Consider the following 18020-nt stretch of genomic DNA (forward strand, 5'->3'; position numbering starts at 1 on the left):
AGCACACGGTTCATACCCGTGGTGTCGAGGGTTCGAATCCCCCTCTCGCTACTTAACAAAAGGTCTGAAGATTCAATTTTATTGGGTTTTCGGACTTTTTTTGTTATAAATTTCCGAATGTCTGTGGTAAGACCAGATATAAAAACTTAAGATTGACATTTTACATCGTTTTTTTTATCATAGTAAAAGAATAGACATAACGAATCATTTCGGGAAATGAGGATTGGATAATGAAAAAAAGAATGCTTTTTGTTTTCAACCCCAAAGCAGGAAAAGGAAGAATCAAGACGCATCTGCTGGACATTGTGGATATCTTTAACAAAGGTGGGTACGAAGTGATCATCCGTGCCACACAGGGACCGAAGGATGCTTATGAACAGGTGAAGGAATATGCGGATCAGGTGGATCTGATCGCCTGCAGTGGTGGTGATGGTACACTGGATGAAGTGGTTACCGGAATCGTGGAAGTGGGCAGCCGGACACCCATCGGCTACATTCCTGCAGGAAGCACCAATGATTTTGCCAACAGTCTGTTTATGCCGAAGAGTATGACAGCAGCTGCGTCCATGATCATGGAAGAGCAGATCTACCACTGCGACATCGGTAAATTTAACAATCAGACATTTGCCTATGTGGCTGCGTTTGGACTGTTTACCAATGTTTCCTATGAGACAGACCAGGATCTGAAAAATATCCTGGGACATGTGGCCTATGTGCTGGAAGGGATGAAACAGCTTTTTGAGGTGAAATCCTATCATCTGAAAGTAACTTCCGATGAGCTGACCGTAGAGAATGATTTTATCTACGGCATGATCAGTAATTCCAGATCTGTAGGCGGTTTTAAGAACCTCACCGGAAAAAATGTGGATATGAATGACGGACTGTTTGAGGTGACACTGATCACCAACCCGAAGAATCCGCTGGAGCTTCAGGAGATCATGACTGCACTTCTCACCGCAGAAGATAATACAGATCTGATCTATTCTTTCAAATCCGCACATGTTGTGATTGAGTCGGAGGAGGCTGTTCCGTGGACGCTGGACGGAGAATTCGGAGGAGACCAGACCCGTGTGGAGATCGATAATCTTCATGAGGCCATGAACCTTTATCTCACCAGCAGTAAGAAACAGAAAAAAAGCCGGCTGAACCAGAAAATGCAGGAGCTCAAGGAAATCACCCAGAACAGCGAAGAATGATCCGGGCATCCGAGGACAAGGTGATCATACAGAGGTGAAAACGTCTTTCCTCATAAGAAAGACTGGATATACAGGAACGAAAAGGAGGAAGAAATGGGAGATTATATCAACGTAAAGGAAATCTTTGGCTGCGATGTATTTAACGATTCTGTTATGCAGGACCGTCTGCCGAAGAAGGTATACCGCGAACTGAAAAAGACAATAGAAGAGGGCAAGGAGCTGTCCATGGAGATCGCTGATGTGGTTGCACATGAGATGAAGGAATGGGCCATCGAGAAGGGTGCCACTCATTATTGTCACTGGTTTCAGCCGCTGACAGGCGTTACTGCCGAGAAGCATGATGCATTTGTCACAGCACCAAGAGAAGATGGCAAGGTACTCTTAAGCTTTTCCGGCAAGGAGCTGATCAAGGGTGAGCCGGATGCATCTTCATTCCCATCCGGAGGACTTCGCGCAACATTCGAGGCCAGAGGCTATACAACATGGGATTGTACATCACCGGCCTTTGTACGTCATGACGCAGCCGGCGGAATCTTATGTATCCCTACTGCATTCTGCTCCTACACAGGAGAGGCACTTGACCAGAAAACACCGCTTCTTCGTTCCATGGAAGCGATCAATACACAGGCACTTCGACTTCTCCGCCTTTTCGGAAATACAACTTCCAAAAAAGTAACGCCTTCCGTTGGAGCTGAGCAGGAATATTTCCTGGTCGACAAGGAGAAATGGCTCCAGAGAAAAGACCTGATCTACACAGGAAGAACTCTTTTCGGTGCCATGCCGCCGAAGGGACAGGAGATGGATGACCACTATTTCGGAACCATCCGTCAGAGAATCTCCGCATACATGAAAGAAGTCAACGAGGAGTGCTGGAAGCTGGGCGTAACAGCAAAGACACAGCACAACGAGGTTGCACCTGCACAGCATGAGCTGGCACCGATCTACGCACCGGTAAATATTGCGGCAGATCACAACCAGATCATGATGCGTATCCTCAAAAAAGTTGCAAGCCGCCATGGTATGCGCTGCCTGCTTCATGAGAAACCATTTGCAGGAGTTAATGGTTCCGGTAAGCACAATAACTGGTCCTTGACAACGGATGACGGGATCAACCTTCTTGAGCCGGGAAAAACTCCTCATGAGAATATCCAGTTCCTTCTTGTTCTCACCTGTATCCTGAAAGCCGTTGATGAGCACGCAGATCTTTTGAGAGAGTCTGCAGCAGACGTTGGAAACGATGAACGTCTCGGTGGAAATGAAGCACCGCCTGCAGTTATTTCCGTATTCCTTGGCGAGCAGCTTCAGGACGTGCTGGAGCAGCTGATCAGCACAGGTACCGCCACACACAGTAAGACCGGCGAGATCCTGGATACCGGTGTTAAGACACTTCCGGATTTCATGAAGGATGCTACAGACCGAAACAGAACATCACCGTTTGCGTTCACAGGAAACAAATTTGAGTTCCGTATGGTTGGTTCCCGTGATTCCATTTCCGAGTGCAACGTAGTTCTGAATACGATTGCAGCAGAAGTATTCCGTGGTGCATGCGACCGTCTGGAAGCAGCAGACGATTTTGATACTGCAGTACATGACCTGATCAAGGAGTATGCGATCCAGCATCAGCGTATTGTATTCAACGGAAACGGATATGCACCGGAGTGGGAGGCAGAGGCAAAGAGACGTGGGCTTCCGATCCTTCCGTCCATGGTAGATGCCATCCCTGCACTGACTACAGACAAGGCTGTGAAGCTGTTTGAATCCTTCAATGTATTCACAAGAGCAGAGCTTGAGTCCAGAGCAGAGATTCAGTACGAAGGTTATGCAAAAGCCATCAACATCGAGGCCAAGGCCATGGTGGATATTGCAACCAAGCAGATCATCCCTGCAGTCATCCGTTACACAACCGTTCTTGCAGAGTCCATCAATTCTGTAAAAGCAGTAAGTGCAGCGCTTGATGTCAGTGTGCAGACAAGCCTTCTGGAAAAATCCTCCACGCTTCTCGCAGAGACCAAGGCAGCCATGGACAAACTTTCCGGACTGATCGCAGAGGCGGAAGCTCATGAAGAGGGACGTGACCGTGCCGTATTCTTCAGAGAGAGCGTTGTACCGGCAATGAAAGCATTAAGAAAACCGGTAGATGAGCTTGAGATGATTGTGGATAAAGATATGTGGCCGATGCCATCTTACGGCGATCTGATCTTTGAGGTATGATCGGCTGAATAAAATACAGGAAATAAGAGATGTTCCCTGAATGCAGAGGCATCTTTGAAAGCAAATGACGGGACGGATGTAAGATCTGTCCCGTTTTTTACCTGGCGGAGAAAGAAACTGTTAGGTTTTTATCCGCTTGAATCAGATTCAGGAGTAAATATATATGAAAGAATTAGAATTTTTAAAAGAACAGAACGTTTCCGAAGACCTGATCCACGGTGTCGAGGAATTCCGGAAAAACTATGGCGTGGATGAGGCAGTACAGGGAAGAGTTACCAGACCGTCCATTCCGTTCTATGGAAAAGAGATCCTGGAAATGGCCATCGCAGGTCTTCTGGAGGGGGAAAATCTCCTCCTTGCAGGTCCGAAAGCCACCGGAAAAAATATCCTGGCCGAAAATCTGGCCTATGCTTTTGGCCGCCCGATCTATAATGTATCGTTTCATGTCAACACAAACAGCGGGGATCTCATCGGAACGGACACGTTTGTAAACAATGAAGTATGCCTCCGGAAGGGCAGCATCTACCAGTGTGCCGAGTACGGTGGTTTCGGTATCCTGGATGAGATCAACATGGCAAAGAACGATGCGGTCTCAGTCCTTCACGCAACGCTGGACTACCGCCGTTCCATTGATGTTCCTGGATATGACAGGATTGATCTCCATCCGGCGGCACGTTTTATCGGAACCATGAATTATGGATATGCAGGAACAAAAGAGCTGAACGAAGCCCTTGTTTCCCGTTTTCTGGTGATTGACATGCCGGCCCAGACAGAGGAAACACTTGGATTTATTTTTAATAAGATGTTCCCGGAAGCAAAAGAAAAAGCAGTGGAACAGTTTATCGGCGTCTTTATGGACCTTCAGAAAAAATCTGTAAACAGTGAGATTTCCACAAAATCCCTGGATCTCCGCGGCCTTCTGTCTGCTATGAAGATCGTCCGCGCGGGACTTTCTCCCCTGGCAGCAGTGCAGATGGGAGTGGTAAATAAAACCTTCGATATTTTTGAAAAAGAGATCGTGGACGATGTAGTCCGTACAAGGATCCCGGAAGAGTGGACAAAGGACGATGTCTATGCGTAAAGATCTGACAGAAGAACTTTCCATTGAAGATTACAAACTGGATCTGGAAAACCGCATCCGGAATCTTCTCTGGACGGTCAGTGGAGATTACACCCTGGAAGTAAAGCCGGATGTATCCCTGTTTCTCCGCTCCAAAGAGATCGCACTTTACGACGGGATCAAACAGGGCGCTTTTGCCAGATATTTTGACAAAAACCTTCTTGGCCTTTACCTTGTGAAAAAGATCTATCTGGATGCGTCGGAGGCGGAACTTACCGGGCTGACACAGCTTTGCATCGAGGCAGCAGTGGGAACGCGGATCTGCGAGGAACGCCCGGGCGTGCGCCGTATGCGGAAAAAAGCGCTGGAAGATATCCTGGATCAGGAATATGAAACCCTGCCTTCCTATGATAAACTGCTGGATCGGCTGAAAGTCGCGGTATTCCGCGACGTTCTTGCAGGAAGTGTGCAACCTGTGGAGAAAAAACTTTCCGCATTCCGGGATCAGATCTATGCCTGTGCAGAAACCGGAGATACCATGGAACTGATCCGGATCATTGACAGGCTTTATAATACAGTGATCGATCCGGATTTTGAGAAGAAAAACGGTTCTCTGGATCGGGTAATGGCAGTGACGCTTGAGGAACTGACGGAATTCGGCTGGGAAGACTATCTCAACGAAGAGATGTATGAGGATGCCCTGGAAAACTATGTGGAAAAGATTACGGACCGGATGACAGATCTTGAGGATTCTTCCCTTACTGAAGATATGGAGGAAAAGCGCAAGGTAAAAAACAAGATCACAGTGGTTTCCGAGGAGGCACTTAAGAAAGCCCACACCTATGTGGAACTGAACTTTGGAAGAAGTTATCTTTCACCGGCAGAAGAAAAAAGAATGAATTATCTGATGTGCCGGGGGATTCACGGGGACTGTACGTTATATTTTACCGAAGGGATCCTGAAAAATCCGGTCCGGGACAATTACCAGTACCAGTATGCCAAACGTCTCCGTAATAAGAACATATGGGTCTATCATGACAAGCACAGGATTGCGAAACGGAATATTTCCATGCTGACGGAACTTCTGAAAAAAGCACTGGTGATCCGAAGTGAAAACCAGGAAGTCCTCTCAGACCGGGGAACCATCGTTCCTTCCAGGCTGTGGCGTGTAGGAAGAAGCAGCGAGGCGAATCTTTTTAAACGGATCCTCCGTGGGGATAATACGGATTTTGTGGTAGATGTGCTGATCGATGCCAGCGGTTCCCAGATGAGCCGGCAGGGAGATGTGGCGCTGCAGGCCTATATGATCAGTTCTGCCTTAAGTAATGTGGACATCCCCCACCGGGTTATGAGTTACTGTACATTCTGGGATCATACCATCCTGCACAGGTTCCGGGAGTATGATGATCCGGTCTCGGCAGATGATGATATTTTCAATTATGTGACTTCATCTAACAACCGCGACGGACTTGCCATAAAAGCAGTGGGATATGGACTTTTGCAGAGAGAAGAGGAGAAAAAGATCCTGATCATCTTAAGTGACGGCCGTCCTTATGATGTGATCATAAACCGTCCCAATGCAAAAAATCCGGCACCTTATCAGGGAAAATATGCCATTGCGGATACCGCAACAGAAGTGCGCCGCCTCCGCAGCCAGGGGGTCAGTGTTCTGGGAGTATTTGCGGGAGAAGAGAAGGACCTTGCAGCGGAAAAGAAGATCTTTGGAAAGGATTTTGCCTATATCCGGGATATCGGAAATTTTTCCAAGATCGTAGGACGATATCTGACAAAACAGCTGGAAGCAGATAACTGAAAAAAAACGACATTTTTTTCGGAATGTATAATATTCAATTAACAAGAATACAGTCACTATGTTAGCATAAAAGCTGCATAGTGACTAATTTTTTGCTTATAATTATCCATAAAATTGTAAATAATACATAATATTACAGAGATAATTCCTTGCAAAAATAAGCGGAATTTGTTATACTAAATAACGTTACTAATTTACTAAATAAAGGGAGAGGAAATATGAACAAAAACACAGAGTTCAAACCTTACATTCCGGCGGAGAAAGTTACTCCGGAGCTCACAGTTACATCTGTGATCATGGGATGTATCCTTGCTGTCATCTTCGGCGCAGCCAATGCTTATCTTGGCCTTCGTGTTGGTATGACAGTATCTGCCTCCATTCCGGCGGCAGTTATCTCCATGGGTGTTATCCGCGTACTTCTTCGCAGAAACTCCATCCTGGAGAGCAATATGGTCCAGACTATCGGTTCAGCCGGTGAGTCTCTTGCAGCAGGTGCTATTTTTACCATGCCTGCACTGTTCCTCTGGGCAGAGGAAGGACTTTCAGACAAACCAGGCATCGTTGAGATCACTCTGATCGCACTTTGCGGTGGTATCCTTGGTGTACTTTTCATGGTACCCCTTCGTAATGCCCTCATTGTTAAAGAGCACGCAACTCTGCTCTATCCGGAAGGAACTGCCTGCGCAGATGTTCTTCTTGCCGGTGAGGAAGGTGGAGCAAACGCTTCCACAGTATTCTCCGGTATGGGACTTGCAGCCATCTTCAAATTCGTTGTTGATGGACTGAAACTGCTTCCGGCAGACGTTGCAGCAGCATTCAAATCCTTCAAGGGTGAGATCGGTATGGAAGTTTATCCGGCACTTCTCGGTGTTGGTTACATCGTAGGACCGAAGATCGCATCTTACATGTTCGTTGGTTCCCTTATGGGCTGGATGGTTATCATTCCGATGATCTGCCTGTTCGGACCTGACACATGGATGTACCCTGCAGCAGAGGGAACAACCATTGCACAGCTTTACGCAAACGGCGGAGCAGCAGCAATCTGGTCTACTTACGTTAAATACATCGGCGCAGGTGCCATCGCAACCGGTGGTATCATTTCCCTGATCAAATCCCTGCCGCTGATCGTTACAACCTTCCGTGACTCCATGAAGAGCATGAAAGGAAGCAAGAGCACAAGCACAGAGAGAACCGCACAGGATCTTCCGATGCAGTTCATCCTTCTTGGCGTTTTTGCAATGGTATTTATCATCTGGATCGTTCCGGCTATCCCGGTAACTCTTCTTGGTGCATTTATCATCGTAATCTTTGGATTCTTCTTTGCAACTGTATCCTCCCGTATGGTAGGTCTTGTAGGAAGTTCCAACAACCCGGTTTCCGGTATGGCTATCGCTACTCTTCTGATCGCTACATTTGCAATCAAGAGCTCCGGTAAAACAGGCATCGACGGAATGACAGCAGCGATCGCTGTTGGTTCTGTTATCTGTATCATCGCAGCCATCGCTGGTGATACTTCTCAGGACCTTAAGACAGGATACCTTCTTGGTGCCACACCTAAGAAACAGCAGATGGGTGAGATGCTTGGTGTTGTTGTTTCCGGTCTTGCTATCGGTGGTGTTCTGTATCTTCTGAATGCAGCATGGGGATATGGTACAGCCGAGATCCCTGCTCCGCAGGCTCAGCTTATGAAGATGATCGTTGAGGGAATCATGGGCGGAAACCTTCCATGGGGACTTGTATTCATTGGTGTATTCCTTGCAATCTGCCTTGAGATCCTTCGTATTCCGGTAATGCCTTTCGCAATCGGTCTTTACCTTCCAATCTACCTGAACGCTACCATCATGATCGGTGGTGTTGTACGTGGATTACTTGATCGCAGAAAAGGCGTTGACGAGAAGACAAAGACAGCTCAGTCCACAGATGGTACCCTGTATTGTGCAGGTATGATCGCCGGCGAGGGTCTTGTTGGTATTCTTCTTGCAGTATTTGCAGTATTCGGTATCAGCCTTGATATGTCTGGCATTGTAAACTTCGGAAATATCGGTGGCGTTGTACTGATGATCATCATGATCCTGTCACTGCTTAAATTCTCTATCTGGAGAAAGAAGAAAGCCTGATGAGAAAAAACAAAAAGGATAAGAAACAGGATATCAACTATCTTGATCTGATCCCGGAAACAAACCAGTCGATCCGGTGGCACCGGGACCTGAAGCAGCGGATCATTCTTGAGATAGAGAATAAAGGTATGTTCAATACTATCGCGCAGAAGGTTTTTGGCAAGCCAAGGTTTTCCAAGGTTCACCTTGATGAAATGGGAACTTTTATCTGGCCTGAGATCGATGGAACAAAAACCGTGCAGGATCTTGCCCTGCTGGTGAAAGAACATTTCGGGGATAAGGCAGAACCGCTTTATCCGAGAATCGTAAAATACTTTCAGATAATGGAAAGCTATGAGTTTGTTCATTTTATAAATAAGAAGACAGACAAATAGCAAAAGAGAACGGGAACGGACGCAAAATAGTGTACGGTCCCGTTCTTTTTATGACACGTCAGCACGGGAAACTGATGCAGTTGTCATATGATAAATGAAAGGAGCACTTTATGAGTCTTGTGACAAAAAAGAAATGGTATCTGGATTATCTTCTGATCATAGTTGGAACCGGACTGATGGCACTTGCCATCAATTCCGTGTTTGATGCTTCCGGGCTGGTAACCGGTGGTTTTTCCGGTATTGCGATCCTTGTGAAACGATGGACCGGAGGAATCGTAGATGGGGGTATCCCGCTGTGGCTTACCAACATTACCTTGAATATCCCGCTGTTTCTTCTGGGATGTAAGATCAGAGGATTTTCCTTTGTAAAAAAAGCTCTGATCGGAGAAATCTCCCTTTCAACCTGGCTTGCCCTTCAGCCGGTGTGGAATATCGCGGGAGATGATCTTCTTCTGGCTGCTGTATATGGTGGTGTGATCCAGGGAATCGGTATCGGAATGGTTTTCCTTGGACAGGGAACCACAGGCGGAACAGATATGATGGCAGCGCTGATCCAGAAATATCTGCGTCATTATTCCATCGCACAGATTATGCAGTTTATTGACGGTCTTGTTGTAATTGTGGGTATGTATGTGTTTGGCATCCAGCGTGCTCTGTATGCCATCATTGCAGTTTATCTGGTAACAAAAGTATCCGACAGCCTGATCGAAGGTCTGAAGTTTTCCAAGCAGACATTTATCATTACGGAGAAGCCGGATGAGGTGGCAAAAGTCATTATGGAAGACCTGGACCGCGGGGCAACCGGAATCTGTGGCAAGGGTATGTACTCCGGCCAGGAGAAAACCATCATCTTCTGTGTGGTAAATAAGAAGGAAATCGTGAAGCTGAAAGAGCTGGTGGATGATATTGATCCCGATGCTTTTGTGATTGTTTCCGATGCAAGAGAGGTTCACGGAGAAGGCTTTATAGAGAAAAATTAGGCGGATTTCAACAAAAATTTGTAAATTTTTTCAGTTTTCCTCTTTTATTTTTGGTGATTTTGTATTAAAATAGCCATAGATAGAGAGGGAAAGACAGAAGATAAGCATACACATAAGTGAGAAGGGATTGAACGGAATGATATCGAATCAGGTGTTACAGAATACGCTCGAGGGACTTAAAGAAATATCAAGGACGGAATTTTGTGTCATTGACACAGACGGTAAGGTACTGGCGTCTACCTTTTCTGATTTTGAAATCCAGCCGGCAGATATCCAGGCTTTTGTAGAATCCCAGGCGGACAGCCAGCTTGTCAAGGGATTTCAGTACTTTAAGGTCTGTGATGATTATCAGTTGGAATACGTCCTGGTAGCCCATGGAGATGATGAGGATACTTATATGGTAGGTAAACTTGCAGCCTTCCAGATCCAGAATCTGATCGTAGCGTACAAGGAGCGTTTTGACAAGGACAGCTTTATCAAGAATCTTCTTCTTGATAATCTTCTTCTGGTGGATATTTACAACAGAGCGAAGAAACTTCATATTGAAGCAGATGTCCGTCGTGTAGTCATGATCCTGGAACTGAACCAGGAGAAAGATCACAGCTCCGTGGAGAGCGTGAAGAGCCTTTTTGGCGGAAAGAGCAGAGATTTTATCACTGCAGTTGATGAGAAGAGCATTATTATTGTCAAGGAACTGGAAGAAGGAGAGGGCTATCCGGAGATGGATAAGCTGGCTCACACCATTCTGGATACTCTTGACCTGAATAAAGACGGTGAGGATGTCCATATGGCATACGGTACCATCGTCAATGAGCTGAAGGAAGTTTCACGTTCCTATAAGGAAGCGCGTATGGCGCTTGATGTAGGTAAGATCTTCTTTGGAGACAAGGAAGTGATCGCATACAGCTCACTGGGAATCGGACGACTGATCTACCAGCTGCCTATTCCTCTGTGTAAGATGTTTATCCGTGAGATCTTTGATAACAAATCTCCGGACGACTTCGATGAGGAGACACTTGTCACCATCGATAAATTCTTCGAGAATAGCCTGAATGTATCCGAGACTTCGCGTCAGCTGTACATTCACAGAAATACACTGGTATACCGCCTGGATAAACTCCAGAAGAGTACCGGATTGGATCTTCGGGTGTTTGAGGATGCCATCACATTTAAGATTGCACTGATGGTTGTGCGTTATATGAAGTACATGGAAACGCTTGAATATTAATATCATCAGATCAGATTTTTTGACTGCTGCCTGTTCCTTACCGGAATGGGCGGCAGTTTTTGTATGATTTTTTTGCAGCGGGATATCGTGTGCCTTCAATAATAATTTGAAGATTTCACATGAACTTCACAGATAACCCTTGGGGCTCTATTGTATTTTTTGCATTTTTATTATAAAATAAATAACTCGAAGAGGGCTGTTACAGCCTGGAAAATTTATTCTTGCATTTATGCGAGATATATATTACAATAATGTTACAAAAAAGTTAAGATAATTATGCTTTTGCAATATAGAGGAGGATACATATGATCGATCTTGTAGATGTGAGCAAATCTTATGGTCCGGGTCTTCCGGCTGTGAATCATGCGAACTTACATGTTGATAAAGGGGAATTTGTATTTGTAGTAGGAAGCAGTGGTTCCGGTAAATCCACACTGATCAAGCTTCTGATGAAAGAGCTGGATTCTACCAATGGAACCATTACAGTCAGCGGAGAACGTCTGGAGAAGATGAAACACAGACGTGTGGCCAAATATCGCAGAAAGCTTGGCGTAGTATTTCAGGATTTCCGCCTGTTAAAAGACCGTAATGTATATGAGAACGTAGCATTTGCACAGCGTGTTATCGGAAGACCGACCCGCGTGATCCGTAAACGTGTTCCGGAGGTTCTCCAGGAAGTAGGTCTTGCAGGGAAATATAAGGCATATCCGGATGAACTTTCCGGTGGTGAGCAGCAGAGAGTTGCCCTTGCCAGAGCACTGGTAAACCGCCCGGACATCCTTCTGGCAGATGAGCCAACCGGAAACCTGGATCCGAAGACTTCCGAGGAGATCATGGCTCTGATGGAGCAGATCAATGACAGAGGAACCACCGTTCTGGTAGTCACCCATAACAAAGACATCGTCAATGCCATGCGTAAACGAGTAGTCACCATGCACAATGGAAAGATCATCAGCGATGAGAAAGAGGGAGGATATCATGAGGCCTAGTACGATCTGGTATACCCTGAAGCAGGGATTTAAGAATATAAAAAGAAACTGGATGTTTTCCCTGGCATGTATCATTACAATGGCTGCATGCATCTTTCTGGTAGGAATTTTCTATTCCATTGTTAACAACGTAAATTCCATAGCACATAAAGTAGAAGAAGAAGTGCCAATTACGGTATTCTTTGATGAGGGAACTACAGAGGAAGAGATCCAGGCGGTCGGCGCTGCCATTCAGGCCAGACCGGAAGTTGCCAGAATGGATTATCAGTCTGCAGACCAGGCGTGGGAGGATTATAAACAGAAATATTTTGGAGATGAAGATGCAGCAGATGGATTCAAGGATGACAATCCTCTGGCCAATTCTTCCAACTATCAGGTATATCTTAATGATATCACCAAACAGACAGAGCTGGTAAATTATATCCAGAGTCTGGATCATGTCCGCAAGGTAAATCAGTCTGAGCAGGCATCCAAGACACTTGGATCTATCAACAAACTGGTTTCCTATATTTCCATTGCGGTGATCGGGATCCTTCTGGTGATTTCCATATTCCTGATCAGCAATACTGTATCTATGGGTATTTCTGTTCGTAAGGAAGAAATTGGAATTATGAAATACATAGGAGCTACCGATGCTTTTGTACGGCTTCCATTCCTTCTGGAAGGAATCATTCTGGGTGTGATTGGTGCGGCAATCCCGTTGGTGTGTCTGTTTTTCCTCTACAATTCCGCAGTTGAGTTTGTTCTGACAAAATTCAATGTACTGACAGGAATCGTAGATTTTATCCCGATCTGGCAGATCTATGAAGGACTGATCCCGATGGGACTTGGACTTGGTGTGGGAATCGGACTTCTGGGAAGTTTCTTCACAACAAGAAAACATCTCAGAGTGTAACCAAATAGCAGAGCGGATCTGCGTGTATCCGCGGGATGCATACCTATAAGAGATACAGCGGCTGTCGGAGAACCGGCAGCCGCTTTCAGTATATAAAAAACGGACGGCACATAAGGAAAACAGAGAATCTGTGATATTACCGGGCTGTGCAGAAGAAAGGAAAGATATGAAAAATAAAGAGTTCAAAAAAGGCGTAGCCATCGGAGTGGCAGCCACGCTTGTTGTGACAGGGGCTGGTTTTGTCAGTTATCAGAAAGTGCTGTTTCCCAAAGGCAATGCACTGTCAGACGTGAAAACAGTCCAGAAGCTGAATTATCTGGAAGAACTGATCGATACAGAATATCTGGATGAAAAGGATGAAAGCAGTCTGCGGGAGGGCCTTTATGCAGGTCTGCTCGCCGGACTGAAGGATCCATACTCCACGTATTACACGGCAGAACAGTATAAAGAACTGAATACTTCCAATGAAGGTTCCTACGTGGGAATCGGGGCAGTTCTCCAGAAAGAGGATGGCGGAGGGGCAAAGGTCGTGCAGCTCTATGAAGGCGGACCGGGAGAACAGGCAGGTCTGAAAACCGGAGACGTGATCAAAGCGGTCGATGGAACAGATGTCACAGAAAAAGAAACTTCCGACATCGCTTCCATGGTCCGTGACAGTGATAAAGATTTCGTAACGCTGACCATACAAAGGGAAGATGAAGAGAAAACTCAGAATATCAAAGTAGAGATCCGAGATGTGGAAATCCAGACTGTCTCTCATGAGATGCTTGTCGGAGACACCGGATATATCCGGATTTCCGAGTTTTCCGAAGTGACCAGTGACCAGTATAAAAAAGCATTTGCAGATCTGAAAGACCAGGGAATGAAAAAACTGGTAGTCGATCTCCGCGACAATCCGGGTGGCCTTCTTACCGCAGTCTGTGGAGTACTCCGCCAGATCCTTCCGGAAGGACTGATCGTTTATACAGAGGACAAAAACGGGAAACGGGAAGAGGAAACCTGTGACGGAAAGAATGAGCTGACTATGCCGCTGGCAGTTCTGGTAAACGGAAACAGTGCCAGTGCATCAGAGATTTTTGCGGGAGCAGTGAAAGACTACGGTATTGGAACGATCGTGGGAACAACGACTTACGGAAAAGGCGTAGTGCAGACCATCCAGCCGCTTACCGACGGCAGCGCAGTAAAGATCACCATTGCAAAATATTTTACACCAAAGGGCAATGACATCAATAAAAAAGGAATCACTCCAGATGTGGAAGCAGAGCTTTCCGGAGACATTACAGACTGGGCAGAACTTACACATGAGGAAGACACGCAGCTTCAGACGGCCCTGAAAGAGCTGGAGCAGAACTGATGCGTACAGAAGGAGAGAAAAGAAAATGATAACTTTACAATTATTGCAGCAGATCATAGTATTTTTTCTGATGATGGCCTGCGGGTTTGCGGTGGTAAAATGTGGACTGATCGATGCGAAAAGCAGCAGGACACTGTCGGTGATCTGCATTTACATCATCATGCCATGTGTGATGATCAATGCGTTTCAGATTGAATATTCCAGAAGTATCCGGAATGGGTTTCTTCTGGCAATAGCAGCAGCGGTCCTGATCCATATTTTTCTGCTGGTATTTACACAGATTATCGGCAAACCGCTGAAATTAAGCGTGGTGGAAAAAGAATCCATCATTTATTCCAATTCCGGAAACCTGGTGATCCCGCTTGTGACCGTAGTCCTTGGAGAGGAATGGGTAATCTATGCCAGCGCTTTCCTGAGTGTACAGATGATCCTGATGTGGACCCACGGACAGTCACTGATGGAGGCGAAGGCAGGAATTAACTGGAAAAAAATCCTCTGCAATATCAATCTGATCGCCATTATCCTTGGCATTGTCCTGTTCTTTACACAGATCCGACTGCCTGTCATCTTTGGAAATACCATGAGCCAGATTTCAGCCACCCTGGGACCGGTATGTATGATCATGCTTGGAATGACTATGACAGAGGTAAAATGGAAAGATATTTTCAGTCATTCCAGAATCTATCTGATCACGATCCTGAAAATGGTGGTGACGCCGCTGATCGTACTGCTGCTTCTGAAATATCTGCCATTGGCATCTCTTGTAAAAGACGGAAAAACGATTCTTCTGATCAGCCTGATGGCAGTGATCACACCGTCGGCAACAACGATTGTACAGCTGGCGCAGCTGTACGACCGGGAACCGGTCTATGCCAGTACTATCAATGTAATGACAACTCTGGTCAGCATTGTGACCATGCCTTTGATGGTGATGTTTTATCTGGCCTGAAAAAAAGTGCAGAGAATGTTTCAAAATACAGTGGTATAATTGTAAAAGTATGATAAAAGTGTTAAAATCAACTCAGAGTACGGAAAAGAAAGAGACCAGTTATTTTTGATGAGACTACATATGGAAATTTCTGCAAACGCCATATAAAACAGGAGGGTACATAAATGGAACGACATGCTTTTGCAATGAAAGTAAAAGAAGGAAAAATGAACGATTACCGTAAGACCTTAGGCGAAATCTGGCCGGAGCTTACCGCATATCTGGATCGCAACGGCATTCATAATTTCAGCATCTGGAATGCTGCAGACCTGATCTTCGGATATTATGAAAATGCAGACGGAGCTGTGATCTCTCCAAAAGAGGAGAAAGTAAAAGCAGCACTGACTGAAAAAATCCAGGATACATTTACCTGGATCTCCACTCCTGGAAAAGACATGCGTCTGATGTATCATAATTTTGGTGTTGTGAGAGAAAACAAAGAGCTGATCCGCCACAGAATGTTCATGACAAAATTAAAAGACGGCTGTGAGGAAGAATACAAGGCTCGTCATGACGGACTTGTAGCACAGAGAGGCGATACAATAGATCCGGGCCCGGACAGTAACTTCAGCATCTGGAGCTCAGGCGGATATATTTTTGGATACGATGAGATCGACACTACCATGGAAGTGGAAGAAACACCGGAAGCAAGAGAGGCGACCATCGCATGGGAAACACGTCAGCTGGGGATCATGGACTGGATCACCAACGATGTGGACTGGATGACAAAAGAAGTACATCCGTCCAGTGTACGTCTTGCATGGCATAATTAAAAAAATGGGGAAATAAAAAGGAAGGAGGCCGGGGCTTTGTTTGGAGGTAGCCCCGGCAGTATGAAAAAGAAAAAAGTGTTATCAAAGGTAGTACCCTTTGCACATCTAATAATATACTCACATTTTGTGGTCATTCTGTGACGTCATTCTGAAAAAAGTATGAACAAAAAAGAAAAATTAGCTGAACTGAAATCTTAACAATTCTTAAAATTCCCATATTTAGTTGAAACCATACGCCCCGACTGTTATACTGTGAGTAACAGAAAACATCAGGAAAAAATACGTTTTCTTCCTGAGATCAATAAAATAATGAGGCGTGAATTTATGAAACGTTTTTGGAAATATGTAACAGGGGTTGTACCTGCGTACGGGCTTTTTCCCCTTGTTTTTTCATTTGTATTTAACTGTCTTGTATATTCCGGTTCAAGGGCAATTGCAGGCGGTTGGTACCATCACAACATAGAAAGTAGTCTTGACCTGCGGCTCCCGTTTGTGCCGCAGTTTTTAATTGTCTATTTCGGATGTTATATATTCTGGGCAGTGAATTATATTCTTGCGGCAAGGCAGGAGAAGGAACAGGTTTACCGTTTTTTTACCGCAGATCTTATATCCCGCTGTGTGTGCCTGATCATATTTCTGGCATACCCCACCACCAACACAAGACCGGTGATCGAGAGGAGCGGTTTCTGGGATCTGCTGGCAGGATGGCTTTATTCCATTGATGCGGCGGATAACCTGTTTCCATCCATTCACTGCCTGGTAAGCTGGTTCTGTTTCCTGGGAATCAAAGACCAGAAAAGAATTCCGGCATGGTATAAAGGAGTATCTTTTGTGCTGGCAGTTCTGGTTTTTCTGTCCACCCTTTTTACCAAGCAGCATGTTCTGGTGGATGTGGCCGGTGGCGTGATCCTGGCACAGATATGTTTTATGCTGGGACAGAAAACGGAGATCTGGCATATTTATGAACGGGTCGGAAGTAAAATTGAGAAGAAGATCAACAGATATATAGAAGGTGCCAAGAGATGAAAAGCAGAAAAAAGATCATATTTAACGGAGTATTCCTGGCGGTCGTTTTTGCCCTGACCATCTACGGCGTTTTTCACGGAGAAGATCTGTCTTCCATGATGGATGCCATACACAGGGCTGACAAACGGTGGCTGATTCCGGGAATTGCACTGGTAGCGTTTTTTATCTGGGGAGAATCCATCATCATCTGGTACATGATGAGATCCAGTGGAATCCAGCTGAAAAAGAGAACCTGTTTTCTGTTCTCTTCCGTGGGATTTTTTTTCAGCTGTATCACACCGTCCGCCAGTGGCGGACAGCCCATGCAGATCTACTACATGAAAAAAGAAAAGATTTCCATTCCGGTGTCAACGGTAATTCTGATGATCGTAACCATCACCTATAAACTGGTACTTGTGGTGATCGGTATTGGAATCGCAATTTTCGGAAGGGGATTTCTCCATAAATATCTGGAAGGGATCCTGCCGGTGTTTTACCTGGGACTGGCACTGAATATTTTCTGCGTTACATTTATGACCATCCTGGTGTTCCATCCACTTCTGGCAAAAGCGATCATGGTAAAGGGAATGAAACTTCTGGAACGACTTCATCTGGTGAAGAAAAAAGATGGGCGTCTGAAAAAACTGGAAGATTCCATGGATACTTACCGAAATACTGCGGCATATCTGAAGAATAATCCTTTTGTGATCGTTAAAGTTATTGGAATCACTTTTATCCAGCGTATGGCACTGTTTGCGGTGACCTGGTTTGTATATCAGGCTTTTGGACTTCACGGCACCGGATTCTGGGAGATCCTTTTTCTCCAGGCCGTGATCTCGGTATCTGTGGATATGCTGCCGCTTCCGGGAGGAATGGGAATCAGTGAGACGCTGTTCCTTAATATTTTCAGCCCGGTGTTCGGGGGACTGCTGCTTCCGGGAATGGTACTTAGCAGAGGGCTTGGATATTATGGGGAGCTTCTGATCAGTGCGGCGTTTACAGTGGTGGCCCAGCTGACTATTGGAAAAAAGTAATTG

15 protein-coding genes are annotated in these 18020 nt (G+C 45.6%); all 15 read left to right on the forward strand.

Going from position 1 to position 18020, the window contains the following annotated elements; all coding sequences use genetic code 11:
- Positions 1-230: 230 nt before the first annotated feature.
- The gene (locus tag G5B06_RS15345) at positions 231-1196 is read left to right on the forward strand and encodes a diacylglycerol/lipid kinase family protein (RefSeq protein ID WP_118071073.1); all 966 of its coding nucleotides are present in this window, start codon (positions 231-233) and stop codon (positions 1194-1196) included.
- 93 nt (positions 1197-1289) lie between these two features.
- Positions 1290-3407, forward strand: a complete 2118-nt coding sequence (locus G5B06_RS15350; protein ID WP_173772448.1) for a glutamine synthetase III — start codon at positions 1290-1292, stop codon at positions 3405-3407.
- A 163-nt stretch (positions 3408-3570) separates the two neighbouring features.
- Positions 3571-4488: an AAA family ATPase gene (locus tag G5B06_RS15355; RefSeq protein WP_173772450.1), complete on the forward strand. Its 918-nt coding sequence runs from the start codon at positions 3571-3573 to the stop codon at positions 4486-4488.
- Positions 4481-6280 carry a nitric oxide reductase activation protein gene (locus tag G5B06_RS15360; protein ID WP_173763035.1) on the forward strand — a complete coding sequence of 600 codons (1800 nt, stop codon included), beginning with the start codon at positions 4481-4483 and terminating at the stop codon, positions 6278-6280. The genes G5B06_RS15355 and G5B06_RS15360 overlap by 8 nt, the downstream gene beginning before the upstream one ends.
- A 218-nt stretch (positions 6281-6498) precedes the next feature.
- Positions 6499-8397, forward strand: a complete 1899-nt coding sequence (locus tag G5B06_RS15365) for an OPT family oligopeptide transporter (RefSeq protein WP_173772451.1) — start codon at positions 6499-6501, stop codon at positions 8395-8397.
- Positions 8397-8771 (forward strand): PqqD family protein, encoded by a 375-nt coding sequence (locus G5B06_RS15370; protein WP_021976374.1) that lies wholly within the window; start codon positions 8397-8399, stop codon positions 8769-8771. The genes G5B06_RS15365 and G5B06_RS15370 overlap by 1 nt, the downstream gene beginning before the upstream one ends.
- A gap of 110 nt (positions 8772-8881) precedes the next feature.
- The gene (locus tag G5B06_RS15375) at positions 8882-9751 is read left to right on the forward strand and encodes a YitT family protein (protein WP_118071070.1); all 870 of its coding nucleotides are present in this window, start codon (positions 8882-8884) and stop codon (positions 9749-9751) included.
- A 136-nt stretch (positions 9752-9887) separates the two neighbouring features.
- Positions 9888-10979 carry a PucR family transcriptional regulator gene (locus G5B06_RS15380; RefSeq protein ID WP_118062117.1) on the forward strand — a complete coding sequence of 364 codons (1092 nt, stop codon included), beginning with the start codon at positions 9888-9890 and terminating at the stop codon, positions 10977-10979.
- Positions 10980-11284: 305 nt separating this feature from the next.
- The gene (gene ftsE, locus G5B06_RS15385; protein WP_021976897.1) at positions 11285-11968 is read left to right on the forward strand and encodes a cell division ATP-binding protein FtsE; all 684 of its coding nucleotides are present in this window, start codon (positions 11285-11287) and stop codon (positions 11966-11968) included.
- Positions 11958-12863, forward strand: a complete 906-nt coding sequence (gene ftsX, locus G5B06_RS15390; RefSeq protein WP_021976896.1) for a permease-like cell division protein FtsX — start codon at positions 11958-11960, stop codon at positions 12861-12863. The genes ftsE and ftsX overlap by 11 nt, the downstream gene beginning before the upstream one ends.
- Before the next feature lie 166 nt (positions 12864-13029).
- Positions 13030-14217: a S41 family peptidase gene (locus G5B06_RS15395; RefSeq protein WP_021976895.1), complete on the forward strand. Its 1188-nt coding sequence runs from the start codon at positions 13030-13032 to the stop codon at positions 14215-14217.
- A 25-nt stretch (positions 14218-14242) separates the two neighbouring features.
- Positions 14243-15166 carry an AEC family transporter gene (locus G5B06_RS15400; protein WP_118062119.1) on the forward strand — a complete coding sequence of 308 codons (924 nt, stop codon included), beginning with the start codon at positions 14243-14245 and terminating at the stop codon, positions 15164-15166.
- 164 nt (positions 15167-15330) lie between these two features.
- A complete protein-coding gene (locus G5B06_RS15405; protein ID WP_173772454.1) occupies positions 15331-15978 on the forward strand; it encodes an L-rhamnose mutarotase in 648 nt (215 codons plus the stop codon).
- A 324-nt stretch (positions 15979-16302) separates the two neighbouring features.
- The gene (locus G5B06_RS15410) at positions 16303-17004 is read left to right on the forward strand and encodes a phosphatase PAP2 family protein (RefSeq protein WP_173772455.1); all 702 of its coding nucleotides are present in this window, start codon (positions 16303-16305) and stop codon (positions 17002-17004) included.
- The gene (locus G5B06_RS15415; RefSeq protein WP_021976891.1) at positions 17001-18017 is read left to right on the forward strand and encodes a lysylphosphatidylglycerol synthase transmembrane domain-containing protein; all 1017 of its coding nucleotides are present in this window, start codon (positions 17001-17003) and stop codon (positions 18015-18017) included. Before G5B06_RS15410 ends, G5B06_RS15415 begins: the two co-directional genes overlap by 4 nt.
- Positions 18018-18020 lie beyond the last annotated feature (3 nt).

Origin of the sequence: Blautia luti (assembly GCF_013304735.1) — a bacterium.
Classification (GTDB): Bacteria; Bacillota; Clostridia; order Lachnospirales; family Lachnospiraceae; genus Blautia_A.